Below are 24,949 nucleotides of genomic sequence, written 5' to 3' on the forward strand. Positions count from 1 at the left end.
CCAGTCTTGATCAAGAGCGGAGTGGACAGATTTACTTGACCACATCAGTGCTGGCAATATCCTCACGCACTAGGTTGTAAAAAACAAAAAGCCCCGCATTGCTGCAAGGCCTTTTATTTCGAAAGAGGTGAGTTGGCCGATAAGCCGGGTCCTGTCGTGGACAGTTATTCATCTAGGCCTGCAATCGCTCACAGGCTCAAGCAACCTACCCGGTTCCTACGCGAGCAGCGCATATACTATTTAAAGTAATGGAACCCTATTTGGTCTTGCTTCGGGTAGAGTTTACCTTGCTACGAACTATTGCTAGCCGCACGGTGCGCTCTTACCGCACCCTTTCACCCTTACCATTTGAGCCAAAGCTAAAATGGCGGTCTCCTCTCTGTTGCACTTGTCGTCGGTTCACACCGCCCAGGCGTTACCTGGTACCCTGCTCTTTGAAGCCCGGACTTTCCTCCCCGTACCTAAGTACGCGGCAACTGTCTGGCCAACTCGGCGCGGATTATAGCCTAAGCAAGCCGACAAACCAATGCTAAAAAGCATTCGCGGTTATAAATCCAATTCTAGGCCGTATTTATACAAGGCATTTTTCTTTAAGCCGTGGATCTGAGCTGCAATAGCGGCGGCTTTTTTAAGCGGTAACTCTTCATTTAACAATTTTAATGTGGCCACAGCAACGGCAGGTATACCTTCTTCATCAGATAACGCAAAACCATGACACATTAAGACAATTTCACCTTTTTGCTGATTGTCATCAGCTTCAACCATAGCGAGCACTTCTGCAGCGGTACCCGTTAAAAAGGTTTCAAAGGTTTTAGTCACTTCTCGCGCCATAACCACTTGCCTATCGTCGCCTAATACTTGTGCAATTGCGTTTAAACTGTATACAATCCGGTGCGGTGATTCATAGAAGATTAGCGTGCGTGGATCTTCTTTTAGCATTTCAAGCTTATCGATACGGGCTTTTTCTTTTGACGGTAAAAAACCTTCAAAACTAAAGCGATCTGATGGTAAGCCAGATGCACTTAGCGCCGTAATAGCAGCACACGCGCCGGGTAACGGCACCACGCGATGACCAGCTTGACGAACATGATTCACCAAATGATATCCAGGATCAGAAATAAGCGGTGTGCCCGCATCAGATATAAGTGCAATGGATTTACCTGCGGCCAATTGCTCAACAATCCATTGAGCACGATCGCGCTCATTGTGGTCATGTAATGCCGTTTTACGGGTTTCAATACCAAAGTGACTCAGCAGTTTTCCGCTGTGCCTAGTGTCTTCACAAGCGATTAAATCGACTTGCTGCAACACCTCTAATGCACGAGCGCTGATGTCGCCTAAATTACCTATAGGGGTGGGAACAATATACAGCGCGACCATTTGGTCCATAATTACCTCGATAATGAATCTACCTGATACTTTCGCCCAGCGTAAGAGCAGGTTAAACTAGTGCCAGTATCTTAACAGAGTGAAGCCAAGTGTTAAAAAGACTGAATACAACAAAATTAGTGTGCGCGATGATTTTCTCTGTCTTATTGGTAGGTTGTGCTACCGAGCAACAGCGAAAGCAAAGAGAATATGTTGAAATAAGCACATCATTGGTTGCCGCCGAACATCCGGCTAAAATCTACTTAACCGAAGCCAAAAATAGCAGTTTACCAGAAAAGCGTGACCGTTATTTATTACTGGCAGCCCATGCTTACATTAATAATGGTAACGTCAATTCGGCTACGAGCATTTTAACCTCGATGCAAAAATCGATGGTGAATGTACCTACGTTACAAGCTGAACATATATACTTGCGTGCTCGCATTGCAGAAAAAACAACAAGCCCCGAAGCCGCATTGGAAATATTACAATATCCTCCACATTGGCAACTTCCTCGCTGGCAAATGGCAAGCTATCACCAATATAAAGCGAAGCTGTATAAAAACACTCAACAATCGATTGATCAGGTTAAACAACTGAGTTTACTCAGTAACTATTTACCTAAGTCAGAAACCACTGCTGTAAACAATGTGATTTGGTCAATATTGCAACCGCTGCAAGAAGAAACGATACAGTCGTTTATGCGCGATCCGTCAAACCCTATTTTTGCAGGTTGGTTACAGTTAACCTATATCGCTAAACATTATGCCGTTGAACCAACGCAGTTAGTGCGTTATTTAGGTGAATGGCAGCGAAATAATCCCTATCACCCCGCCGCCATTAAGCTGCCTGCCGATCTTGAAAAAGCATTAAGCGCTAAGCCATTTAGACCACAAAACATTGCCGTTTTATTGCCTTTAACAGGTCCGAGAGCTGTTGTGGCTGAGCCTATTCGTCAAGGCATTATCGCCAGTTACTTGTCTGAATATGACAATAATGTCGCAATTAATTTTTATGATACTCAGTTAGGTGTCGTCGCGGCTTATAATGAGGCTGTCACCCAAGGTGCTGAATTTATTATTGGTCCTTTGCTGCCTAATGAAGTAGAAGAACTACAAAAAATAAACGACAAGCAAAAGAGCACGATTCCACAGCTCTATTTGAATCAGACAGAACATTTTAATCCGCAGCCAAATCAGTTTTATTTTTCGCTATCTCCTGCACAAGAAGCTAGCGACGCTGCACATAAACTGTTTAGTGATGGTGTGAAGTTACCGCTTTTATTAGCCAGCAATGACCCTATTGGTAAACGCATGGCTGAAAGCTTTAAACAAACTTGGCTTACGTTAACCAGCGACAATGCCGAAGTGCATTATTATGATCCGGGTGACCAAATTAAAGTTGCGGTACAAGAAGCATTGGGCGTAAACGACAGCCAGGCACGTATTAGTAGAATGCGAGATTTACTAGGCAGTCGTTTAGAGTCTGATTTCCGCTCTCGCCAAGATATTGATGCGATTTATATGATCTCAGGTTCACAAGACTTGGCGTTATTAAAACCATTTTTAGACGTTAACTTTAGCGTGTTCTCTGAACCTGTTGCGTTATACACCACCAGTCGTAGTCGTCTAGAAACCGAGTCAACCCAGGCGGCTCAAGATCTAAACAACTTGATGATAAGTGATATTCCGTGGTTAATGCGTCCTAGCAGTGAGACTCAAATGGTGTCTGAATTATGGAGCTCTTGGAACAACAGCCAAAAACGACTCTATGTAATGGGGTTTGATTCACTTGAGTTAGTCAATCGCTTAGCACAAATGCGTGCGTTCCCTGGCTACCAATTTATGGGGCGTAGCGGTGCATTATCGGTGAAGTCTAATGGCATTATTGAACGCCAGCTATCATGGGGCCAATATACTCAGGGGCAACTCAAACCGTTATGAACCGCGGACAATTAGCTGAACAACGCGCCAGAACTTATCTTGAACAACAAGGTCTGATGTTTGTAGATGCTAACGTACGTTATCCATTTGGTGAAATTGATTTAATAATGCGCCAACAGGATGTTTGGGTGTTTGTTGAAGTGAAATTTAGGGCGTCAAACCAATTTGGTGGCGCCATCAATGCATTAACCTCTAAGCAAATTACTCGCATTCGTTTAGCAGCAGACCATTATCTACAACGACAAAAATTAAACCCACCTTGTCGCTTTGATGTCATTGCGATGAGTATTAATGAAATAAACTGGCTACAAGGCTGTTTTTAAGCCACAACTGATTACCATAACTTGGTTTTGTGGCATCATATATCTAACTTACCAACGCGGATTGATTTGCTAACAAAAAGCTTATCACCGGCATGGTAGATATTATTTTATCGTAAGGATTGTTGCATGTTAGAACGTATTAAAGATAGTTTCACCGAATCAATTCAGACCAAAATTGATGCTGCAGAAGCACTACCTGAGTCAATTGAAAAAGCAGCAGAGATGATGGTGCAATGTCTTCTTGGCGGCAATAAAATTCTATCATGTGGTAATGGCGGTAGCGCTGGTGATGCACAACATTTTTCAGCGGAATTACTAAACCGTTATGAAATAGAGCGCCCACCATTACCTGCTATTGCATTAAGTTGCGACACTTCTACAATTACTGCTATTGCTAACGATTACAGCTACGACGAGATTTTCTCGAAGCAAATTTTAGCCTTAGGTCAACCTGGTGATATTTTACTGGCCATTTCAACCAGTGGTAACTCAGGCAACATCATTAAAGCAATGGAAGCAGCATTAAGCCGTGATATGACCATTGTAGCCTTAACTGGTAAAGACGGTGGTGCAATGGCTGGCTTAATGAGCGCTGGAGACGTGGAAATTCGTGTACCATCAAACGTGACTGCGCGTATTCAAGAAGTTCACTTGCTGGTGATTCATTGCCTATGCGATAACATCGACCGCACCTTATTCCCACAGGATGAGCAGGCATGATGAATAGATTATTCGTCGTCTCTGTATTTGCATTGCTGCTTCAAGGATGTGCCGGTGCCGTTATGGTTGGCGCTGTGAGCGGTGCTAAAATGGCAAATGATGAACGCAGTATGAGTACGCAAATTAGCGATACTAACGCTGACTTTACGATTGCTAGCGCCTTGTCTAAATACGATGACTTGAATAATCAAACCAATATCGCTGCTGTTGTGATGAATAACAATGTATTGATGATTGGCCAAGCGCCAAACTCAATGCTGCGCGATAAAGCGATTAGCGTTGTGCAAGACTTACAAATTGGCGGTAAGATACATAATCAAATACGAATTGGTACGCCAACTTCTTTTACCACGCGCAGCAATGACACTTGGGTAACGACCAAAGTAAAAGGGCGCATGTTAAACGAAAAGTCGCTCGATATAACCCGCATTAAAGTTATTACCGAAAATGGTGAAGTATTTTTACTTGGGTTAATTGACCGTAAACAAGCTGATTTAGCGGTAGAAATTGCTCGCAACACTGCCGGGGTTCGTAAAGTGGTTAAGGTTTTTGAGTACACCGAACTTTAACCGCAATAATGATAATCTACTATGTAAAAGCCATCGATAATCGATGGCTTTTTTGCATATAAAAAAGCCAGTAAATCATCACTGGCTTTAGGTATTTATCGATTGGGTTTATACAATCAACCCAATTTTTTCATACACTTTTTTAATCGTCACTTCAGCACGAGCTTGCGCTTTTTCAGCACCTTCTGCCATGACTTGTCTTAAGAATGCATCATCAGCACGGTAATCTTTAAAGCGTGCTTGTAATGGCTCTAACATCCCCACAACAGCTTCACCGGTAGCCACTTTCAAATGGCCATACATTTTACCCTCAAACTCCGCTTCTAGAGACGCAATTGACTGGCCAGTACAACCAGACATTAAGCTGAGCAGATTAGATACTCCTGGCTTTTGCTCAATATCAAAACGCACAACTGGTGGCTCTTCGCTATCGGTCATGGCTTTTTTTACTTTCTTTAAAATTGCCTTTGGGTCTTCGAGTAACCCAATAACATTATTGCGATTATCGTCAGACTTAGACATTTTCTTTAGCGGGTCTTGCAGCGACATAACCTTAGCACCATGTTCAGGAATAAAAGGTTCAGGAATAGTGAAAGTATCACCATAAGCATTGTTAAAACGAGTAGCAATGTCGCGAGTCAGTTCAAGGTGTTGTTTTTGATCTTGCCCAACAGGGATCTCATTAGCTTGATATAATAAAATATCCGCAGCCATTAAAACCGGGTAGCCGTATAAGCCAACGTTAATGTTATTAGCGTGCTTTTGCGACTTGTCTTTAAACTGTGTCATGCGATTCAACTCACCCATTTGGGTGTAACAGTTTAACGCCCAGCCTAATTGAGTATGCTGTGGTACTTGCGATTGAATAAACACAGTGCTTTTTTTAGGATCAACACCACAAGCAAGATAAAGCGCTAAGGTGTCTAGGCAGGCCTCACGTAGTTTTTGCGGGTCTTGACGAACCGTAATGGCATGCAAATCAACTACGCAGTATAAGCAATCATGGCTATCTTGCATGGCAACCCATTGACGTAGTGCGCCCATATAATTACCTATGGTTAATTCACCTGATGGCTGTGCACCGCTAAGAACTATGGGTTTGGTCATGTGTTTTATTGCTCCAGATTATCTTATAAAATTCAAATTATTGAGAAAGTAAGTATTGCGCTATATCGGCAAAGTTTTCGCATACCGCATTAGGTTCACTTAAGCCGATATCTTCGCCGTAGTTATAGCCGTAGGTCAAGCCAATCGACATGACATTTGCCGCTTTGGCCGCTAAAATATCATTCTTTGAGTCGCCAACCATCAGTAATTGCTGAGGGGTTAGCTGCCATTGCTGTAATAAATGTTGCAACGGCATAGGATCTGGCTTCATTTTAACTAATGAGTCGCCACCTAGGACCTCAGAAAATAATCCATCTAGACCAAATGCGTCGAGTAATGGCACAGTGAAACGATACGGTTTATTGGTCACAACGGCGAGTTTATAGCCCGCTTGCTTAAGCTTTTGCAAAACAGTAAGTACATCAGAGTATAAACGACTGTGCTGCTGTAAATGCTCACCATAATGATGCATAAAGCGTGGCATAATGTGTGCTAACTGTGTTTGTAATTCAGCGCTATCTTGTGCCATAGAAGAGGCATGGCTTAACGCTCTTTGCATCAGCACTTGTGCACCATTGCCTACCCAACTTCGGACAAGATCTTCAGATACCGAGGCTAAATGACATTCAACCAAAGTGGCATTAGTCGCAGCAGCTAAATCCGGTACGCTATCAATTAATGTTCCATCCAAATCAAACGCAATGGCTTGAATATTTGCCCATTGATTCATCGACAACCTCACTTTGGTTTACATGTATGGGTTAAACTTTGGCTAATTCAGCACGCATTTGGTCAACAACGACTTTGTAATCTGGTTGATTGAAAATAGCAGAACCCGCTACAAACATATCAGCTCCAGCAGCAGCGATTTCAGCGATATTGTCAACTTTAACGCCGCCATCGACTTCTAGGCGAATATCAAATCCACTGACATCGATACGTGCACGCACTTGACGTAGTTTATCTAATGTTGCTGGGATAAATGATTGCCCACCAAATCCAGGATTAACTGACATCAACAAAATGACATCTAACTTGTCCATGACGTGATCAAGGTAATGCAGAGGGGTCGCTGGATTAAATACTAAACCTGCTTTACAACCTGACTCTTTAATTAACTGTAATGTGCGGTCGATATGTTCTGAGGCTTCTGGATGAAAAGTAATAATAGATGCACCCGCTTTAGCAAAATCAGGAATTATACGGTCAACCGGTTTAACCATAAGATGCACATCAATCTCTGCTGTGATCCCATAATTGCGTAAAGCCGTACATACCATAGGTCCAATTGTTAGGTTAGGAACATAATGATTATCCATTACGTCAAAGTGGACGACGTCTGTACCGGCATCTAATACCGCTTTAACATCATCACCTAAACGGGCGAAATCGGCAGACAAAATCGATGGTGCTATTAAAAATGGGCGCATAATCTTCTCTATTGGCAGATCAAAGTGACGACATTTTACCCTTTGCAGCAGCAAGCCTCTAGGTTGAAAAGCTAAAAAAGCCCTTAGAGTTTCAGATATTTGTCAAAAAGTAGAGCATAAGTCGGATTTGTTATTTTTTACGGATAAAGCAGTGTTCAATAACTAAGCTATTTTGCTATAATAAAAAATGTTACTTATTATGTCAGTCCGTATACAAAGTAACATTCATAAAGTAACAAACGATATACATGAAGTGCAGGGTTGAATATAGTCATTAAATACAGCCCATGAATAGGATTGATTAGATTTTAGAGACTGAATACTAATGTAGGCATATAACCCTCAGTTCCGCTTTAGGTTATAATCACAAGTGTTCAGCCGCAGAGCATAAACCACGGATAGGGTACACCTTATGGTTAAGCAATTATTGAGCAAGATTTCTGGTCGTGATGGTAAATTATTGCCAACACCGGTTTATGCTGTATTTGCAACCTCTGCTTGCGTACTGCTGATCAGCCAAGTAATAATGGCAAATGAAGCAAAATCAGCAAACACCAAAGCCTGTGTATGCGATAGTAATAACAGCTACAATGCCAGTTTACCAAGCAGTCATCCTGCTAACCGTTGTGCAGAACAATCTAGTAACGTCAGTTGGGGGAATTGGGTAACAGGTAATAGTCGTTCTAGCCAATTTCATTTTATCGATTTACTAGAATTGATCCACGGACATAAAGATAAACCGCTTCAAGATATGCCAACCTCTAGTAGCCCTAAGCAGATTTAAGCATCATGTCTTTATGGCGAATTTTCTGTAGTACTGTTGCAGCCTTTTTTGGCGTGCAAACAGAACAAAATCGACAACAAGACTTCCAATCACAATCCCCACTGCCTTTTATTATCATGGGCATCATTCTAGCCATTGGCTTAGTGTTAACTTTGGTATTAATCGTTAAACAGGTTTTGAGCTAACGCTTCCATTCGAGTAAATTCAATGGCTAATCATCATGACGATAATGGTGATCATATAGCGCCATAATTTCATCGACTTTGTTACGTGAACTGCCTTTTTGACTGATATTACGTTGTACTGATATCGTCGAAAACTTGGCACCGCGGTACAATTCACGAGTGAGAGGAATATCATGATTACTAATTAATACAGGGATATTACGCTCGTGCGCAATATGTCTTGAGTGACGAGCTAACAGCGCTTGATCATCTAAACTAAAACCCGGACCAGCATAAGTCGTAAAACTTGCTGTGGTAGATAAAGGTGCATATGGCGGGTCACAATAAATCACATCCCCAGCTGCAGCTAGTTCAAAGGCTTGCTCATAACTAATGCACTTAAACGTCGCCTTTTTTGCCTTTAAAGAAAAATTTCGAATTTCGGCTTCAGGAAAATACGGTTTTTTATATGAGCCAAATGGCACATTAAAACCACCTTTACGGTTATAACGGCACAGGCCGTTAAAGCCATGACGGTTCATATACAAAAAATACACAGAACGAATAAAGGGATCAAGAGTGGCATTAAACTCTGTTCGCACTCGATAGTAAGCTTCGCTATTATTCATATCATCGACAAACATAGCCTTAGCCGCTTGAATGTAAGCATCCGGCTGCTGTTTAACAATGTTATACAGATTGATTAAATCTTGATTGATATCGCAGAGCAAGTAATGCTCATAATCGGTATTAAGAAAAACCGATCCCGCTCCCACAAAAGGTTCAATCAGGCGATTTCCTGCTGGAAGGTGTTTTGCTAGCTCATCAACGAGTTTATATTTTCCGCCTGCCCATTTTAGAAAGGCTCTATGCTTTTTTATCATGAATAGGAACTATGCCAGCAAAATTAAAGCTGATGATTGTACTCTGTTTAATGGTAATTATCATCGGGTAAAACCGATTAAATATCTATAACATGCACATTTTTGAAACAAGTCAAAAATAAGCTAAATATTAGTCTACACGTTGATAATCGGTTAAGTCAGCCCATTTTCTTACCCAGGGAGCAGCTAAACGATATTGAGTTTGAATTTGTTTCGATTTAGCTTCAGCTGCTGCAGAAGTATCAAAATCGCCAAGCAAAATCACAAATCGTTGCTTATAACTCATAATATACACATGTGGCTCTTGAGTTAACTTAGTCAAAATAGGAGACAACGAAGACTTATCGTTAACGCTAGCAAGTTGGAGTGTAAAGCCTTTTATTTTATTCTGAGTCTTATCTCTCTCTACAATCTGTTGAGGCTGGCTAACCGCTTGAGGCTGTGCTTTTGGCAGCTTCCCTTGAAAAGACAACCCTTCTACCGATGAATTAACCACTATATCGGTATGATTATCGATAGGGACCACATCAGGGTCAACACTGATGTCTATATCCAGCAGTTTAGCATCGCTTTGTTGTTTAATCAGCAAATCAGCTTGTTGATTAGCAATCTGTTTAGTTTGAGCTAAGCGACGTTGTGTAAAATATGGCATTAACTTAAGTTCGCCATATTCAACCAAGAATGAATGAGCTTGCTTTCTAATCTTTGCCTGCGCAGCAGTTAGTTCAAGTGATGGTTTTGATACATTTACTGTGGAAAGGTAATTATTGATAAACCATCCAAATACCAAAGTACATAATACCACTACAGTGAAAATCGCAAGCTTAGCCATTATAGATTGTGGTTTTTGCATCTCTTCAGGAGACTCTATCGCTAGCATCAACAAATCAACGACTTCTTTAGGAGTGCCTAGCTGTTTTTCGAGTTGTTTATGAATTATTTCACGAGGAATAAAGGGTGTTTTTTGGCTACGTAATAATAAGCTTTGATATAAACCGTCGCGCTCTGCAATGGGGAGTGATTCAATATTTACTTGTAACAATAATGCTCGAGTCTTATCTGCTAGATCGGCGGTTAAGCTACGCCAAAAACCAGGCTCAATTGTCATAGTGACAGCTACAGGTTTACCGGCACAGCGAATTTGACTCAATAAAATACATTCCGCCCAGATATCTTTAGGCAGCAAATGAGCATCATCAATAATTATGTGTAGCGGTTTATCTAGACTGGACTGGATCCTAAGCACAGTATCCATCAGAGGACGCTCATCATCAAAAATAGGGGCGGAAATTAATTGCACCAATATTTTACGACGTATTTCAGCGCTGTCAGCATGCTGAGGACACACAACTAGAGCAGAATTATAGTCATCTAACTCACTCGCCAATGCGGCAACAAGCGTAGACTTTCCTGCACCTTTATCGCCACACAAGACCAGTAGCTGTTCGCTATAACTGGCAATATGTTGTAAACGCTGAACTAGCGCTTCCTGAGTAGGTAGTAATAAAAGTCCTGAAGCAGTCAAAGAATCACCACACTTGAGTTTACGCGCGGTTAATAACCTGTTTGAGTAAGTCTTCGCTGACATCAGAGAACACATCAGCCTGACCGATTTGAGTCGGTAATATTAACCGAATTTTGCCACCTAACACTTTCTTATCACGACGCATATGCTTAATAAAACTTTCAAAATCCATTGATTTAGGCGCTTTAATCGGTAAATCAAACGCTTGCATAAGCAGAGTAATTCTCTCCACATAGGCTTCATCGAGTAAGTTTAACACTTGGGCAGTTTGAGCAGCCAAAATAGTTCCTGCTGCAACAGCTTCACCATGCAACCACACTCCGTAGCCCATTTCAGCTTCAATAGCATGGCCAAAAGTATGACCCAGATTCAACAACGCGCGTACACCCTGCTCGGTTTCATCTTGTTCTACAACGTCAGCCTTGATTTGACAACATTTTGCTATTGCATAAGTTAATGCATCGGTATCAAGTGCTTTTAATGGCTCAACATTCTGCTCGAGCCATTGAAAGAAATCTGCATCCCAAATGATGCCATATTTGATCACTTCAGCCATACCTGCAGCAAACTCCTTTGCGGGTAATGTCTGTAAACATAGTGTATCAATAATGACTGATTTAGGTTGGTAAAAAGAACCGATCATGTTCTTACCTAGAGGATGATTAACCGCAGTTTTTCCCCCAACAGATGAGTCAACTTGCGATAGCAGCGTCGTAGGAACTTGAATAAAATCGATACCTCGTTGATAACATGCAGCAGCAAAACCTGTCATATCACCAACTACACCACCACCTAGAGCAACTAATACTGAATCTCGAGCAAAGTTATGCTCAAGTAATCCACTAAAAATTAAATCGAGGTGTTGTAAATCTTTGTATTTTTCGCCATCAGGCAAAATAACTGTTTCAATAGACGTGCAAACGCTCATCGCTTGTTGTACCTGTTTTAGGTACAACGGAGCAATGGTATCGTTTGAAACAATTAGGGCTTTTTTATGTTGTAGGTAGCGAGTAAAAATCTCGCTTTCATTCATCAAATTCTGGCCAATGTAAATGGGGTAACTTCTATCACCTAATTGAACCTGAATCTGTTGCATGTTTTTTACCTAAAAGCCAAGTTGCTCGATAATTTGGTTAGCGACGATCTTTGCGCTTTGTTCGTCAGTCTTAACAATCACATCCGCAATCTCTTCATACAAAGGATTACGGATCTCAGCTAAGCTTTCGAGCACTTCACGGGGATCATCTACTTGTAACAACGGACGACGCTTATCACGCTGAGTACGCGCAACTTGCTTGTCTATCGTTGTTTCTAAGTAAACAACTATACCTCGAGCAGAAAGATAATTGCGGATATCTTTACTCTGAACAGAACCACCACCTGTTGCGAGAACGATACCTTGCCTTTCTGAAAGATCAGCGATGACTTGAGCTTCACGACGACGGAAACCCTCCTCACCTTCAACATCAAACACCCAGGCAATATCTGCACCGGTACGTTGTTCAATCTCGTGATCTGAATCGTGGAAATCTAAATGCAGCATTTGTGCCAGATGGCGACCAATTGTGCTTTTACCTGCGCCCATAGGGCCTACCAGAAAAATATTACGTTTTTCAGCCATTTCGTATACGTCTGAATCTTATATGGAAGAATGCCTTATCGACTTAAACTCAAGCCGACCTATAATTTAACCTTGCTCTAATGAGACTTGACGGAGGATTATCTCAGCTAAGGGCTATTACTTGCAAGCCATCGGCGCTATTTAAACTGATTTAATTAATTTACACCATAAAACACCGCTAAGCACAGCTTGCTGAAACAGCGCAATTTGCAATAAAAAACCAGCTACAAGTAGCTGGTTTTATTATACTCAACATATGTAAATCGTGTTGATTTAACTTACAATTTCTCTGTTACGATTTTAGGAGTAACGAATATCAACAACTCTTGGCGCTCATTAGAATCTGATGTGTTTCTAAATAAAAAACCTACCAACGGAATGTCGCCTAATATAGGAACTTTGCTTACGCTGCTAATAAGATTTTGTTGATATATACCACCAAGTACAATTGTTTCACCATTATTGACTAGCACTTGAGTGCCAATCCGTTGAGTGTCAATTGCAACTGCGTCACCTGTACCAGTAGATACGGTTGTACCTTGAGAGTCCTGGGTAATCTCAAGATCTAGGATAACACGGTCATCTGGTGTGATTTGAGGCGTTACGCGTAATGATAATACCGCCTTTTTGAAGCTGACTGTTGTTGCACCACTAGAAGCTGATTCTACATAAGGTATCTCAACACCTTGCTCAATGTATGCCGATTTCTGATTTGAAGTCGTAATACGAGGGCTGGCAATAATTTCACCTTTGTTTTCTTGTTCTAATGCGCTTAACTCAAAATCTAAAACAGTACCATCTGCAAGTTTCGCTACATGGAATGCGATACTAGATGCAGAAGTCGCGGCTGAAGGTAAGTTCACATTTAAGCGATCATCAATACTAGGAATTGTTCCACCGGCAATGCTAGCTGCGCCCTCAAGCGTCCCAGAAGTTCCGTCAGACCCTTGTTGATCAGTAATCCCCCAACGAACACCTAGGTCTTCACTGACATCATCTTTTACTGTCACCATTCGTGCTTCGATTAATACTTGCTTAATAGGAATATCAAGCACTTCAATTAAACGGTGTATATTTTCTAAAATTTCAGTCGTATCTTTCACTAGCAATGTATTAGTACGCTCATCTACAGCGACACTGCCACGATTAGATAACAAAGAAGAGTCGGTCGTTTTCAGCAATTCTGCAATATCGATAGCTTTTGCATAATTAATTTGTAAATACTCTGAATACAGTGGTGCTAACTCTTTTACTTCTTGTTTATTTTTAAGGTCATTACTTTCACGGATCGCAAGTTCTTCACTTGGCGCAACCATCAAAATATTACCTTCAATACGCTTATCAAGACCTTTGGTTTGTAAGATTAAATCTAACGCTTGGTCCCAAGGCACATCATCTAAACGTAACGTAATCTCACCCTCGACAGTATCACTCGTAACGAGGTTAAAATTGTTATAATCAGCAATAATCTGCAGCACTGTTCGTACAGAAATATTTTGGAAATTTAATGATAATGAACGGCCATTATATTTCTTAGCTTCTTTAGCAACGGAAACTCGTTCAACTTTATCAATGCTAACTTTAAACACATCGCCATCTTGGCGATAGTTGTAATCATAGTTGCCATTAATATCTACCATTACTCGCGCAGTTAAATCGTCTTTAAAAGTCTCGAAGCTACTCACTGGCGTCGCAAAATCTTGTACGTCCATGACATACAATAAATCGTTACCAATATCAGTATTGTATAGTTTGATCTCGAGTTTAGATCCGACTTGCTCAACATTCGCAGCGACTGAACGATTATTTAAATTAAATAGTATCTCTCCGCCGCCGGTTTTATTACGACGAAAATCAATACTCTTAATGCCATTCACAAAAGGATTATTAGCTTGATCTGGACCTGCGACATCGTCGTTAATCGTTAATCGATAGCTATTACCTACAATTTTACCTTGATAAGGTTTAACCTTATTTAGGGCGACAACAATTTGTAAATCTCCACCTTGTTGTTGCGCTGTAAGTTTTTCAACACCAACACTATCTACAGGTATTACACCCTTATTTAAATTAGAAATTGTGTCTGCAAAGTTAAGCATAATTTCTGCAGGTTCTGCTGAAAGATCAACCGTAGGCGACGTCACTTCCGACTCAAAAACAAGTTCTAATTCTAATTGGTGATCCACCATAGAATGGTATTTTACGTCCATAAGACGATTGGCAGCTAATGCATTTGGCACAATACCAACGATTAATACTGCACCAATAAGCGCTCTACAAAATGATGAGTTTGTTATTGCTTTTTTCATCGCGGCAGAAGATTCCATTATTCCCTCATCCTTCGCACGTTATTTTCCTGAAAGTTCTAAGTTACTGGATCTTTCTGCCCAGCAACCTGAACCATCAGGGATTAATTCAATAATTTCGATAAATTGCGGAGTTACTTTAGCAATTCGGCCATGATAAAGCCCTAAATATTCACCTACACCTAAACGATAAACATTGGCATCAGTTGATTCTACTAAAGCCCATATTGTACCGTCTTCACTTAGTGTCCCGCGCATTCTTAAATTATCAAGAGCGTAAGTTTCTAAACGCCCTTTTCGACGTTTTAAGTCAGGTTGCAAACAGTCCTTAGACGTATCGATAACTTCTTCTGTTAACTCCCTTGAAGGAGGAACAAAAGGGCTACGCATAAGTTCTGCTTGATATGCAAAATGTTCAAATTTTGGCGTCTCTTTTAAAGGCGGAATACGTGCGACATGTTGCGCCTTAGTAGTAGTAACAAATAGCTCTAAATCACTACGATCGCCAATACAACCTGTTAATAAAAACACCATAACCACAAAAAGAGATAATAACTTCATTATTTTATCCCCTTATTTGCAGGCGTTAACTCAGCACCTTCTTTAAAGCGATATGTTTTAGCAAGAATATCCATGGATAACTCGCCAGCATCGTTTCGCTTAATAACAAAGTCGTGCAAACTGACAATACGAGGCAGTTTTGCCACACCGCTAACCATATTACCAATTTCGTGATAATCGCCTTCTACAGCCATTTTAATTGGGAATTCGATATAAAAATCACGCTCAATTTCAGCATCCCAATCTAAACTATTTATGCGTAACCCTGCATCAGTGGCAACAAATGTTAAGTCATCTAAGAGACCTGGCATTTCGTTTTCAGAAGGTAGCATTTTTAATAACTCTGCAAACTGTGCCTCCATTACTACAAGTTGTTCACGATATAATTTTAGGTTAGCAGCTAAACGATATTTATTTTCAAAATCTTCACGTAATTGAATTTCTTTAGCTTGTTCTGCTTCCATGATATCAATTGAGTCAGCAATAAATAAATAATAACTACCTCCTATGACACAAAGCGATAAAAAAGCAGCAAAAACAACTTTAACTAATTTAGGCCAGCCACCAATATTCTCAAAATCGATATCATTAAATTGATCTAGGTCGAGATTCATTTTCTCGCTCCTTGGCTGGTATCGACAGCAGTTGCCTGAGAATCATCACGGATCGTTACACGTAACTTAAAGCTTTGTAACTGCCTTAATTCCTCGTTTTGTGTCACGATTGACTGCATATTAGGATCATTTAAATAAGAAGATGTTTTCACCTTCCTCATCATATTAGCCACGTTATTGTTGGACTCACTGCGCCCCTCTATCCATAAAATACTGCCTTTCTTTTCAATACTAGAAAGGTAAATTCCTGGTGGCACAATTCTCACTAATTCATCTAAAACATGAGTTGGTAAATTACGCGATTGTTGTAAATTAAGAATAATCTCCGTACGACGCTCAATATCTTTTTTACGTTCAGTGATTTTTCTAATTTCAGCAATTTGGGTGTCTAATAAATCAATTTCAGATTGCAAATAAGCATTGCGCTGACGTTGATCATCGGTCACGACTTCTAAAAAGCTCAGAAATAAATATACCAATAGTGATGTCACCAAGAAAACAAGCGCTAAAACACCAATATAATCACGCTTTTGTTTTTCTCTGGCTTCTTCACGCCAAGGTAATAGATTTATGTTCGCCATTGAGCATAACTCCTCAGCGCAAGACCACATGCCACCATATACTTACTCATAGTAGGTTGAAGTTGGCTTTTCATCACATCGTCTGCGTGTAAACAGCCTTGGAAAGGATCGGCAACAATGGTGAGAGCGCCTAATTCATTTGTTAGTAGCTCCGCCATGCCTTCTAATTTTGCAGTACCACCACATAACACAATGTAGTCGACTTTTTCACGGCCGCTAGCGGTACAATAAATTTGAAGAGTGCGCTTTATTTGTTGTAATAATTGGGTTTGAAAAGGAGATAATACTTCGAACATATAATTTCGAGGTAGCTGTCCTGATACTTTTGCTCTTTCGGCTTCATCGTGTGGCATGCCATAAAACGATAAAATAGATTGAGTAAATAATTCACCACCGAAAGCTTGCTCACGAATAAACGTGGTCTCACCTTTTTCAACAACTGAGAAAGTTGTCATGTTGGCGCCAATATCTACCATTGCAATAGATTTTTGTTTCGCACCTTCTGGCAATTGACCATAAATTAGCTCAGCAGAACGGCCTAATGCATAGGCTTCAACATCTACAACTTTAACATCCAGCTCAACGGCATCTAATGCGTCAACTCTCGAGTCAATGTTTTCACTTCGACATGCACTTAACAACACATCGACTTTTGTCGGGTCAGTGACGTTGGGACTCAGGCGTTCAAAATCAATGCTTACCTCATCAAGCGAGTAAGGAATAAGGTTGTCAGCTTCAATTTCGATCTGAGCTTCCATCTCTTCTTCGTTTAACGCTGCATCCATATAAATGACTTTGGTCATTACAGCTGATCCAGAAACAGCTACCGCAGCAAATTTCACCGATTTAGGTAAAATACGCTTAATTTGCCGTAGCGACTCCATTACAGCTTCGGAATCTCGAATATCATGATCGACTACAGCTCCCTTTTTAACAGGAACTGACGCATGATTTTGAATTTTATATCCATCCGCAGTCTTGCTCAACAAAATGGCTTTTATTTCATGAGACCCAATATCAATCCCAACCATCTGAGGTGCTTGACGCTTCCATAGTTTAGAAAGCATAGTCCGTCATCACAATTCTATTATTATTTTGTAAGAGATTAGCACATAATCAACTCGTTATAAGTATTTGTATAAAATGTTTCGACATTTTACAAATACTATTTTAACTAGATCATGTTTTACTTCACCAAAAACACTGTGGCTTATATACTAGCACTACTATTTTTGTTTTTTCTTGGAATTATCGAGTGAAGTGGTTTAAACGTTTATTAATCGCCTTTTTTAGCCTATCACTTTTAGGAGTCGCTGCTATAACTGCGGCTTACTTCTATGTGCTCCCTGACTTGCCCGATGTTAATTCATTAAAAACGGTCCAATTACAAACCCCACTGCGAATATACAGTCAGGACGGCAAACTTATCTCTCAGTTTGGTGAGAAACGCCGTATTCCTGTTGAATATGATGAAGTACCAGTGCAATTAATTAATGCAGTACTTGATACCGAAGATGCTCGTTTTTTTGAACATAGAGGTATCGACCCTATTGGGATTATCCGCGCAGCAACCATTTTGATTACTACGGGTAAAAAAAGCCAAGGTGCGAGCACGATTACTCAACAGGTTGCCCGTGGTTTCTTTTTATCAAATGAAAAAACTTATATTCGTAAAGTTAAAGAAATCTTTTTAGCTTTAAAAATTGAAAAAGCATTAACTAAAAAAGAAATTTTAGCACTTTATCTAAATCGATCATTTTTAGGTAACCGTGCTTATGGCGTTGGTGCTGCAGCACAAGTTTACTACGGCAAAGAATTAAACCAATTATCATTACCTGAAATGGCTATGATAGCAGGTCTTCCTCAAGCTCCATCAGCAGCAAACCCAATACGAAATCCTGAGCGCGCCATCGCACGACGCAATTGGGTGCTTAGCCGCATGCTAGAAAAACGTAATATTACCCAAGCTGAGTATGAAGAAGCCATAAGCAGCCCATCAACCGCTAAATATCATGGCGCTGAAATTGATTTATACGCGCCATATGTTTCAGAGATGGCACGTGATTACATGATTCAGAAATACGGTGAAGAAGCGGCTTACACTAATGGTTATAACGTATATACCACCATTTCATCAGATTTGCAGTTAATGGCACAAGAGTCTTTACGCGATAATGTTTTTGCCTACGACCAACGTCATGGCTACCGTGGAGCTACGGCCGAATTATGGACTGACAGCCCATTACAGCGCGATGAAATTATTGATAGATTACAACGCACCTCTTCGATGCAGGGCATTATTCCTGCTGCTGTTATGAATGTGAGTGAGCAACAGGCACAGGTATTAGACAGTGATGGTCAACTTATTACTTTAGAGTGGAAAGGCTTAAAATGGGCACGTAAATTTATTAGTGACAAACGACAAGGCTTACCACCCAAACAAGCAAGCGACATTCTGACTGCTGGCCAACAAGTGTGGATCCGCAACAACGGTAAACACTGGCAGTTATCGCAAATACCATTGGTATCTAGCGCAACTGTCTCACTAGAACCACATAACGGCGCAATAAAAACGTTGGTGGGTGGATTTAGCTTTAGTCAAAGCCAGTTTAACCGTGTAACACAAGCTAAACGTCAACTCGGCTCAAACATTAAACCATTTATTTATGCTGCTGCGCTTGAAAAAGATTACACCTTAGCAACTCTTATTAATAATGCACCTATTAACAAACCAGATACTCGCCAAGGCACTGCATGGCGTCCTAAAAACTCACCTGATATTTATGGTGGCCCTACGCGTTTACGTGTCGGATTAGCTCAATCTATCAACGTAATGTCCGTTCGCGCGATGCGTCATGCTGGATTAGACAACACCATTAAAGAATTGGTTAAATTTGGCTTTGATCCTAATGATTTACCTCGTAATGAATCATTAGCTTTAGGTTCGCCATCGGTCACCCCTCTACAGGTTGCTACCGCATTTAACGTATTTGCAAATGGTGGCTACTTGGTTGAGCCGTATTTTATTGACCATGTTACTGATGGCTATGACAATATGATTGAGCAGACCATACCTGCTATTGCATGTGATATGCCTCAAGACACAGCACAAACGGTAATAGAAGTTGATGATCCGTTTGCTGCAATGGCTGATGAGCTATCTCAACCGCAAATAGAACAACCTTTTGCAACCCAAGAGACTGATGAATTAGACACGCAAACAGCATTAATTACCGCAGAAGAAAACGTCTGTAGTAACCCTAAGGCACGCTTTGCTAAAAAAGTGGTTTCAGAGCAAACCGCCTTCTTAATTACGGAAGCGCTGAAAAGTGTAATTTGGGGTGGGGGTGACTGGAGCCATGGTACAGGTTGGAACGGCACCGCATGGCGCGCAGCAAAGTTGATTAAACGCCATGATATCGCGGGTAAAACAGGTACAACAAACGAAGCTAGGGATACATGGTTTAGTGGTTTTAATCCAACGTTAACAGCCACATTTTGGGTTGGTTTTGATGACCACGGCCGCCAGTTAGGTCGTTCAAGCTGGGTAGCAAATGGTGAACCAGATCAGATTTCTGGCGGAGAAGCTGGAGCCAAAACAGCAGGCCCTGGCTGGAATGATTTTATGAATAAAGCACTAGCTGGCACAGCTGAATACGCGGTTATCCCGCCAAAGGGAATTGTATCTGCACGGATAGATTTAGCTACGGGTAAACTCACGCGTAAAACCGACCATACAACAGAATTTGAATATTTTGTCGAAGGGACCGAACCTAAAGAGTACGTGCCAGATACTCAACAAAATGGCGATATCTTTATCGACAATGTCGCTGAAGATTTATTCCAGTAAATAATATCAAATGACAGTTAATAAAAAAGCCATTCAGTTGAATGGCTTTTTACTCTTTGATTAATTCTCAGATTAATTTGAATGCAACAATTGATGTAATTCAGTTAAGTTATTGACTTGATAACTAGGCGAAATATCATCACTCACAGCTGCGCCATAATGATTTAACCAGCAGGTATCAATTCCCGCATTATTACCACCTAAAATATCGGAATGAAGGTTATCACCAACCATCAACACTTGATGCTTTTCAGGCTCTCCCATTAAGCTAAATGCATGGTTAAAGATAGCAATATCAGGTTTTGCTTTACCGAGCTGCTCGGAAATAACCACAGGACTAAACGCATCTTGAAACCCAGTACGGCTTAAGCGGATACTTTGTAATTCAGTAAAGCCATTGGTGATAATACCTAAATTGACTCTACCGCTTAATGAGTCAACTAGTTCACGTGCGCCAGGTAAAGGCTGACAAATATCTGCCATTGCGGCTAAAAACTGGCTATTTAAATGTTGAGGCGTAACAGACAACTTACTAGCCCACTCATTAAAACGCGTATGCTGCAAATGAGCTGCAGTAATTAAACCATTTTGATACTCAACCCAAAGTGGTTTATTGACTTGCTGATAAAGCGTAAAGTCGTTGGCACTAAAATCAATATCAAAACGCGAAAACATTAATTTTAATCCAGCAAAAGCATCAAAATGAAATAACGTTTCATCTGCATCAAATAAAATCCATTTATACTTATTCAGTAAAGTAGACATTCAAAATAACCTTATTTTTTATACGTCATCAAATCTAAATCGAGTTAATTAAATAGAGATATTAATTGCGGCTCTTGTTTAACTAGGCTTTGATAAATAGTTAACTGGTTTAATGCACGGTCTAGATTATGCTGCGGATGTTCAATAGTAAAATAAACATCCCCACTTAAATAGTCGCTTAAAAAACGCGTACCAAGCATCAATGCCATCACCTTAATACCCAACCATAAGCTCTGTTTTTCTAATGGTGTAATAATTGTGCTTAGTGCTTTTACATAGGCATTTGTGGCGCTAATAATAATCTCAGGCCGGGCATAAACATGATTTAGTGCGGTTGAGTCTTCGGGTTCAGGAGAACAAAATGCCCGCACCATATCACCAAAGTCATACATTAAATAACCAGACATACAGGTATCTAAGTCAATAATTGCCATGCTAGACATATCGCGTTTATCAAAGAGCATGTTATTAATTTTGGTATCATTGTGACATATGCGCCTAGGTAGTTTCGCCTCAAAATCTGCTAACAATAGCAAAATATCTGTTTGCGACAACACGAAATCAACCCATTTTTGACACGTTGATAATCTGCTATGAGTATCGCCTGCCGCAGCTTGAGTTAATTGATGGATACGCTGAGGTAGATTTAAAAAGTTGGGGATGACATCAACGATGCTGTCTGAGGGCATATCGCTAAGAGCTGATGCAAAATGACCAAAAGCATGAGCGGCCACTTCAGCTTGATGTACCTGAGTCACCACTTCAATTGTATGGCTGTATTCGATGTAATCAATCGCGCGCCAAAAACCTTGCGTACCCAAGTTGAGTCCAAGGTCGCCGCTGTCAGTCATCACAGGGCTCACCACTTGCAACGCATACTGGTTATGTTGGCGTTTAGATGATAAATGCCGACTTATTTTAGCGGCATTATTCACTACCACTTCAGGCAAAGTAAAGACTGAAGTATTGATTCGTTGTAGTACTATTTTTTTAGCTGAATCGGTCACAAAAAAAGTGTGGTTAATATGCCCATTACCCAGGCGGCTAATGGTTGCATTAACCGAATCAATACCAAACTGAGGCAACACAACTTGCCTAATAAACTCAATCAATCAAACACTCCACTGACATGATTAGTAGCCCGCATCTTACTCACGTTCTAGGCTCTTAAAATAGAGGTTTCTACAAACAATAGCCTTATATATTATTGACTCAATAATGATTCAAACTGCGAGTTTTGCATCAATGCTGCTTGGCTACCTTTTAGGCTAAATTCATAACCACACAATTTGAAATTACCACGCAATGCCACATGATTCACCATGACTGTTTTATCTAATGGGGAAAATCTCGCTTCGGTTGCACCATCGGCAACCAAGTCTACTGTCATGGGTCTAAATTGACTGCCATCATTAAACTCAAGATTTGCGCAGGTTTTATCACCCACAGCGCTAGCTAAACGCCATAAGTTCTGCGCATCACTGGCATCACCTAACCAACGTAAAATAAGCACATCACCTTCAAGCGCAAGCCAAAAACCATCGGGCAGCTTAACCATTTGCCGAGTCATACTCATGGGCTCAATAACACCTTGAGTCATTTGTGACTCGCCTTCATCATCAGAATTTGAAAAAGCATTGACCATTAGCATCACAAGGTAAATCACTAAACAAACAACCGCTATACCAGCTAAAATTTTACTGGCAAGAATCAACTTCGCCTGATGCGACTTAGCCACATTAATCCATGATTTAGCCAACTCTGTAATCGATCCAGATTTTAATGCATCTTGATCTACATACAATGGCTGATGACTTCGTTCGCGATTTACTGCAAAAATATCATCGTCAGATTTATCGTCAATGTGGCCATGCATATATGGTTCATCGTGCATGCTGTCAGTATTCGTCACAACGGTGTGATCGTCCTCTTCCGTTGCTGAATGTGACGTAGCAACGGCCTGCAAAACGCTCTTCTGTTGCTCCGCATAGTCATGTGAATCATGGTCAAGCTCATTAACAGGCGCATCGTCAGGAGACGTAGGTAAAAATTGGCCTTTCAGTACCGGATCTTGTCGGCGATGCATCGCACTAGGTGCCGCCCCCATAACCATATTAGGGCCATAATAACCAAGCACATACTGGATTTGATTTTTGCTCGGTAAAAAACTCAAATAAGCGCCACAAGCCAAGCCAAATAAAAATAATCCCGCTAATGCACCAAATGGCGCCATAAAGTATGCCGATATACCAAAAATCAATATCGGTAATAAGCAGACAATAGCCAGTTTAATGGTTTTGTTCGCATCAATTAAACGTCGCGCTGCAGACAAACCTACTACTGGTAATGACATTAAAGTGAATATCAAAATGATGACACTTGCAGGAAATACTATGGTTGCAATACTCAACAACGCAAATGCTGCAAATACTATGGCCATTAACCTTAGACCCGTGTCACGACCTTCGCGGCACAGCAGGGTTTTTACTAACATCAAACATTCCTATATTGGTTTACTGAGTCGATTTGTAATAAATGTTTTAAATACAATGCATTAACCTTGTTAATTACCATAAGCATTGCAGATACAACGTTGGCAAACGTGACAAATAAGACATAACAAATTGTCATTTCACATAATAGCGCAAAGCCTACAGAATTTATCTTATAAAGCCAGACCCAATGCGAGTTTTAAGCAATTATTTTATTGAAGACATATCTTAGTATCTATCTCAATATTTCTATTGTTGCATCACACTTGTTAGACGTAATTCTAAAGGTTTATAGCGCTAGCATAACCTTACTATTAACGAGTATAATATTAAGCTTTCTTAATGAATATTCGGATGAGAAACCCAATTTATGAGCACTCGTGGAAATCTTTTTATTGTGTCAGCCCCTAGCGGCGCAGGTAAATCATCTCTTATCTCGGCACTATTAAAAGATAAACCCAGCGATAAACAGGTTTCTGTATCGCACACCACTCGTCAGCCTCGCCCAGGCGAAATTAACGGCCAACATTACCATTTTGTCGACGTTGAACAATTTAAAGCATTAATATCTCAAGATGCATTTATTGAGTGGGCTGAAGTTTTTGGTAATTATTACGGCACATCAAAAACCGTAATAGAGCAAACACTAGAAAAAGGTATTGACGTATTTTTAGATATCGACTGGCAAGGTGGCGAGCAAGTTAAAAAGCTCATGCCTTATGCTGTTGGAGTGTTTATTTTACCTCCATCAAAAGCCGAACTTGAGCGCCGCTTAACGGGCCGAGGTCAAGACAGCCAAGAAGTCATCGACTCACGTATGGCGCAGGCAGTATCCGAAATGTCACACTTTTCACAATATGAATTTGTGATTGTAAATGATGACTTTGACAATGCTTTGGCAGATTTAACCGCGATTATTCGCAGTCAAAGGTTAACCTGTGCTAGTCAGCAGCATACCCACAATGATATGCTTGTTGATCTCTTGGCAGATTAATTGTCATAGTGTACAATTTTGCGTCATTTTTTCCCATAGATAACACTGGAGTTTCAACACATGGCTCGCGTAACTGTAGAAGACGCCGTAAACAAAATCGGCAACCGTTTTGATATGATCCTGGTTGCAGCGCGTCGCGCACGCCAAATCGCTGTGCAAGGTAAAGACCCTATGGTTGATGAGATGAATGATAAACCTACGGTTATCGCTTTACGTGAAATCGAATTAGGTTTAGTCACCTCAAACACTTTAGATGCTGATGAGCGCCAAACTGTTCGTGAACGTGAAGCTGCTGAAATTGCCGCTGTCGCAGCCATTGCAGAAGGCCGCGTTTTATAAGGAGTAGCG

Annotated in this window: 25 protein-coding genes and 1 other RNA gene; 9 read left to right on the forward strand and 17 right to left on the reverse strand. The window is 40.7% G+C overall.

Annotated features, from left to right (window positions below; translation table 11 throughout):
• Positions 1-124: 124 nt before the first annotated feature.
• Together rnpB and rsmI are read right to left on the reverse strand one after the other, a co-directional pair.
• Positions 125-492: RNase P RNA component class A (rnpB, locus tag IEY40_RS14570), an RNA gene on the reverse strand.
• Between the two features lie 54 nt (positions 493-546).
• Entirely contained in the window at positions 547-1,389 is an 843-nt protein-coding gene (rsmI, locus tag IEY40_RS14575; RefSeq protein ID WP_188957421.1) for a 16S rRNA (cytidine(1402)-2'-O)-methyltransferase, read from the reverse strand.
• Between the two features lie 89 nt (positions 1,390-1,478).
• On the opposite strand from rsmI, the gene IEY40_RS14580 reads away from it, so the two are divergent.
• From IEY40_RS14580 to IEY40_RS14595, 4 genes are all read left to right on the forward strand, one after another.
• Complete coding sequence (locus tag IEY40_RS14580) at positions 1,479-3,311, forward strand: penicillin-binding protein activator (protein WP_188957423.1); 1,833 nt, start codon at positions 1,479-1,481, stop codon at positions 3,309-3,311.
• Positions 3,308-3,634, forward strand: a complete 327-nt coding sequence (locus tag IEY40_RS14585) for a YraN family protein (protein WP_188957425.1) — start codon at positions 3,308-3,310, stop codon at positions 3,632-3,634. Before IEY40_RS14580 ends, IEY40_RS14585 begins: the two co-directional genes overlap by 4 nt.
• Positions 3,635-3,760: 126 nt before the next feature.
• Complete coding sequence (locus tag IEY40_RS14590) at positions 3,761-4,354, forward strand: phosphoheptose isomerase (RefSeq protein ID WP_124017505.1); 594 nt, start codon at positions 3,761-3,763, stop codon at positions 4,352-4,354.
• Complete coding sequence (locus IEY40_RS14595; RefSeq protein ID WP_188957744.1) at positions 4,354-4,923, forward strand: BON domain-containing protein; 570 nt, start codon at positions 4,354-4,356, stop codon at positions 4,921-4,923. Before IEY40_RS14590 ends, IEY40_RS14595 begins: the two co-directional genes overlap by 1 nt.
• Positions 4,924-5,031: 108 nt before the next feature.
• On the opposite strand, the gene trpS is transcribed toward IEY40_RS14595, so the two are convergent.
• Genes trpS through rpe form a run of 3 tightly spaced genes read right to left on the reverse strand, consistent with a single transcriptional unit; the run spans position 5,032 to position 7,460 of the window.
• Positions 5,032-6,030: a tryptophan--tRNA ligase gene (trpS, locus tag IEY40_RS14600; RefSeq protein ID WP_188957427.1), complete on the reverse strand. Its 999-nt coding sequence runs from the start codon at positions 6,028-6,030 to the stop codon at positions 5,032-5,034.
• Positions 6,031-6,067: 37 nt separating this feature from the next.
• Positions 6,068-6,760: a phosphoglycolate phosphatase gene (locus IEY40_RS14605; RefSeq protein WP_188957429.1), complete on the reverse strand. Its 693-nt coding sequence runs from the start codon at positions 6,758-6,760 to the stop codon at positions 6,068-6,070.
• A 31-nt stretch (positions 6,761-6,791) separates the two neighbouring features.
• Entirely contained in the window at positions 6,792-7,460 is a 669-nt protein-coding gene (gene rpe, locus IEY40_RS14610; RefSeq protein WP_188957431.1) for a ribulose-phosphate 3-epimerase, read from the reverse strand.
• A gap of 412 nt (positions 7,461-7,872) precedes the next feature.
• On the opposite strand from rpe, the gene IEY40_RS14615 reads away from it, so the two are divergent.
• Positions 7,873-8,244: a hypothetical protein gene (locus IEY40_RS14615; protein ID WP_229777122.1), complete on the forward strand. Its 372-nt coding sequence runs from the start codon at positions 7,873-7,875 to the stop codon at positions 8,242-8,244.
• A gap of 5 nt (positions 8,245-8,249) precedes the next feature.
• Positions 8,250-8,429 carry a DUF2970 domain-containing protein gene (locus tag IEY40_RS14620; protein ID WP_188957433.1) on the forward strand — a complete coding sequence of 60 codons (180 nt, stop codon included), beginning with the start codon at positions 8,250-8,252 and terminating at the stop codon, positions 8,427-8,429.
• Between the two features lie 26 nt (positions 8,430-8,455).
• On the opposite strand, the gene IEY40_RS14625 is transcribed toward IEY40_RS14620, so the two are convergent.
• The 9 genes from IEY40_RS14625 to IEY40_RS14665 form a co-directional block, all read right to left on the reverse strand.
• Positions 8,456-9,292, reverse strand: a complete 837-nt coding sequence (locus tag IEY40_RS14625) for a Dam family site-specific DNA-(adenine-N6)-methyltransferase (RefSeq protein WP_188957435.1) — start codon at positions 9,290-9,292, stop codon at positions 8,456-8,458.
• A 130-nt stretch (positions 9,293-9,422) separates the two neighbouring features.
• Positions 9,423-10,817 carry an ATP-binding protein gene (locus tag IEY40_RS14630; RefSeq protein ID WP_188957437.1) on the reverse strand — a complete coding sequence of 465 codons (1,395 nt, stop codon included), beginning with the start codon at positions 10,815-10,817 and terminating at the stop codon, positions 9,423-9,425.
• A gap of 19 nt (positions 10,818-10,836) precedes the next feature.
• Entirely contained in the window at positions 10,837-11,913 is a 1,077-nt protein-coding gene (gene aroB, locus IEY40_RS14635; RefSeq protein WP_188957439.1) for a 3-dehydroquinate synthase, read from the reverse strand.
• 9 nt (positions 11,914-11,922) lie between these two features.
• Positions 11,923-12,438: a shikimate kinase AroK gene (aroK, locus tag IEY40_RS14640; RefSeq protein ID WP_160051903.1), complete on the reverse strand. Its 516-nt coding sequence runs from the start codon at positions 12,436-12,438 to the stop codon at positions 11,923-11,925.
• Positions 12,439-12,716: 278 nt separating this feature from the next.
• Complete coding sequence (locus IEY40_RS14645; protein WP_188957441.1) at positions 12,717-14,765, reverse strand: type IV pilus secretin PilQ; 2,049 nt, start codon at positions 14,763-14,765, stop codon at positions 12,717-12,719.
• 21 nt (positions 14,766-14,786) lie between these two features.
• The gene (locus IEY40_RS14650) at positions 14,787-15,305 is read right to left on the reverse strand and encodes a pilus assembly protein PilP (protein WP_188957443.1); all 519 of its coding nucleotides are present in this window, start codon (positions 15,303-15,305) and stop codon (positions 14,787-14,789) included.
• Positions 15,305-15,919, reverse strand: a complete 615-nt coding sequence (locus IEY40_RS14655) for a type IV pilus inner membrane component PilO (RefSeq protein ID WP_188957445.1) — start codon at positions 15,917-15,919, stop codon at positions 15,305-15,307. Before IEY40_RS14655 ends, IEY40_RS14650 begins: the two co-directional genes overlap by 1 nt.
• Entirely contained in the window at positions 15,916-16,500 is a 585-nt protein-coding gene (locus IEY40_RS14660) for a PilN domain-containing protein (RefSeq protein ID WP_188957447.1), read from the reverse strand. Before IEY40_RS14660 ends, IEY40_RS14655 begins: the two co-directional genes overlap by 4 nt.
• Entirely contained in the window at positions 16,488-17,567 is a 1,080-nt protein-coding gene (locus IEY40_RS14665) for a pilus assembly protein PilM (protein WP_188957449.1), read from the reverse strand. Before IEY40_RS14665 ends, IEY40_RS14660 begins: the two co-directional genes overlap by 13 nt.
• Positions 17,568-17,755: 188 nt before the next feature.
• Here IEY40_RS14665 and IEY40_RS14670 point away from each other — a divergent pair, with 188 nt between their 5' ends.
• On the forward strand, positions 17,756-20,350 hold the full coding sequence (locus IEY40_RS14670; protein WP_188957451.1) for a penicillin-binding protein 1A: 2,595 nt from the start codon (positions 17,756-17,758) through the stop codon (positions 20,348-20,350).
• 72 nt (positions 20,351-20,422) lie between these two features.
• Here IEY40_RS14670 and yjjG read toward each other — a convergent pair whose 3' ends face one another.
• The 3 genes from yjjG to IEY40_RS14685 all read right to left on the reverse strand — a co-directional run bounded on the left by yjjG (position 20,423) and on the right by IEY40_RS14685 (position 23,609).
• Complete coding sequence (gene yjjG / locus IEY40_RS14675) at positions 20,423-21,115, reverse strand: pyrimidine 5'-nucleotidase (protein ID WP_188957453.1); 693 nt, start codon at positions 21,113-21,115, stop codon at positions 20,423-20,425.
• A gap of 44 nt (positions 21,116-21,159) precedes the next feature.
• Positions 21,160-22,227 (reverse strand): phosphotransferase, encoded by a 1,068-nt coding sequence (locus tag IEY40_RS14680; RefSeq protein WP_188957455.1) that lies wholly within the window; start codon positions 22,225-22,227, stop codon positions 21,160-21,162.
• Positions 22,228-22,319: 92 nt separating this feature from the next.
• Entirely contained in the window at positions 22,320-23,609 is a 1,290-nt protein-coding gene (locus IEY40_RS14685) for a DUF805 domain-containing protein (protein WP_188957457.1), read from the reverse strand.
• Between the two features lie 368 nt (positions 23,610-23,977).
• Here IEY40_RS14685 and gmk point away from each other — a divergent pair, with 368 nt between their 5' ends.
• Positions 23,978-24,601 (forward strand): guanylate kinase, encoded by a 624-nt coding sequence (gene gmk / locus IEY40_RS14690; protein WP_188957459.1) that lies wholly within the window; start codon positions 23,978-23,980, stop codon positions 24,599-24,601.
• A 60-nt stretch (positions 24,602-24,661) separates the two neighbouring features.
• A complete protein-coding gene (gene rpoZ / locus IEY40_RS14695; RefSeq protein ID WP_188957460.1) occupies positions 24,662-24,940 on the forward strand; it encodes a DNA-directed RNA polymerase subunit omega in 279 nt (92 codons plus the stop codon).
• The last annotated feature ends 9 nt before the right edge of the window (positions 24,941-24,949 follow it).

It is taken from the genome of Shewanella ulleungensis, assembly GCF_014648315.1.
Lineage (GTDB): Bacteria > Pseudomonadota > Gammaproteobacteria > Enterobacterales > Shewanellaceae > Shewanella > Shewanella ulleungensis.

What these genes read in the sequence shown, in the direction of transcription:
- rsmI (WP_188957421.1), bottom strand. Translation starts at nt 1,389, where the DNA reads ATGGACCAAATGGTCGCGCTGTATATTGTTCCCACCCCTATAGGTAAT.
- IEY40_RS14585 (WP_188957425.1), top strand. Translation starts at nt 3,308, where the DNA reads ATGAACCGCGGACAATTAGCTGAACAACGCGCCAGAACTTATCTTGAA.
- IEY40_RS14590 (WP_124017505.1), top strand. Translation starts at nt 3,761, where the DNA reads ATGTTAGAACGTATTAAAGATAGTTTCACCGAATCAATTCAGACCAAA.
- IEY40_RS14595 (WP_188957744.1), top strand. Translation starts at nt 4,354, where the DNA reads ATGAATAGATTATTCGTCGTCTCTGTATTTGCATTGCTGCTTCAAGGA.
- trpS (WP_188957427.1), bottom strand. Translation starts at nt 6,030, where the DNA reads ATGACCAAACCCATAGTTCTTAGCGGTGCACAGCCATCAGGTGAATTA.
- IEY40_RS14605 (WP_188957429.1), bottom strand. Translation starts at nt 6,760, where the DNA reads ATGAATCAATGGGCAAATATTCAAGCCATTGCGTTTGATTTGGATGGA.
- rpe (WP_188957431.1), bottom strand. Translation starts at nt 7,460, where the DNA reads ATGCGCCCATTTTTAATAGCACCATCGATTTTGTCTGCCGATTTCGCC.
- IEY40_RS14615 (WP_229777122.1), top strand. Translation starts at nt 7,873, where the DNA reads ATGGTTAAGCAATTATTGAGCAAGATTTCTGGTCGTGATGGTAAATTA.
- IEY40_RS14620 (WP_188957433.1), top strand. Translation starts at nt 8,250, where the DNA reads ATGTCTTTATGGCGAATTTTCTGTAGTACTGTTGCAGCCTTTTTTGGC.
- IEY40_RS14625 (WP_188957435.1), bottom strand. Translation starts at nt 9,292, where the DNA reads ATGATAAAAAAGCATAGAGCCTTTCTAAAATGGGCAGGCGGAAAATAT.
- aroB (WP_188957439.1), bottom strand. Translation starts at nt 11,913, where the DNA reads ATGCAACAGATTCAGGTTCAATTAGGTGATAGAAGTTACCCCATTTAC.
- aroK (WP_160051903.1), bottom strand. Translation starts at nt 12,438, where the DNA reads ATGGCTGAAAAACGTAATATTTTTCTGGTAGGCCCTATGGGCGCAGGT.
- IEY40_RS14645 (WP_188957441.1), bottom strand. Translation starts at nt 14,765, where the DNA reads ATGGAATCTTCTGCCGCGATGAAAAAAGCAATAACAAACTCATCATTT.
- IEY40_RS14650 (WP_188957443.1), bottom strand. Translation starts at nt 15,305, where the DNA reads ATGAAGTTATTATCTCTTTTTGTGGTTATGGTGTTTTTATTAACAGGT.
- IEY40_RS14655 (WP_188957445.1), bottom strand. Translation starts at nt 15,919, where the DNA reads ATGAATCTCGACCTAGATCAATTTAATGATATCGATTTTGAGAATATT.
- IEY40_RS14660 (WP_188957447.1), bottom strand. Translation starts at nt 16,500, where the DNA reads ATGGCGAACATAAATCTATTACCTTGGCGTGAAGAAGCCAGAGAAAAA.
- IEY40_RS14665 (WP_188957449.1), bottom strand. Translation starts at nt 17,567, where the DNA reads ATGCTTTCTAAACTATGGAAGCGTCAAGCACCTCAGATGGTTGGGATT.
- yjjG (WP_188957453.1), bottom strand. Translation starts at nt 21,115, where the DNA reads ATGTCTACTTTACTGAATAAGTATAAATGGATTTTATTTGATGCAGAT.
- IEY40_RS14685 (WP_188957457.1), bottom strand. Translation starts at nt 23,609, where the DNA reads ATGTTAGTAAAAACCCTGCTGTGCCGCGAAGGTCGTGACACGGGTCTA.
- gmk (WP_188957459.1), top strand. Translation starts at nt 23,978, where the DNA reads ATGAGCACTCGTGGAAATCTTTTTATTGTGTCAGCCCCTAGCGGCGCA.
- rpoZ (WP_188957460.1), top strand. Translation starts at nt 24,662, where the DNA reads ATGGCTCGCGTAACTGTAGAAGACGCCGTAAACAAAATCGGCAACCGT.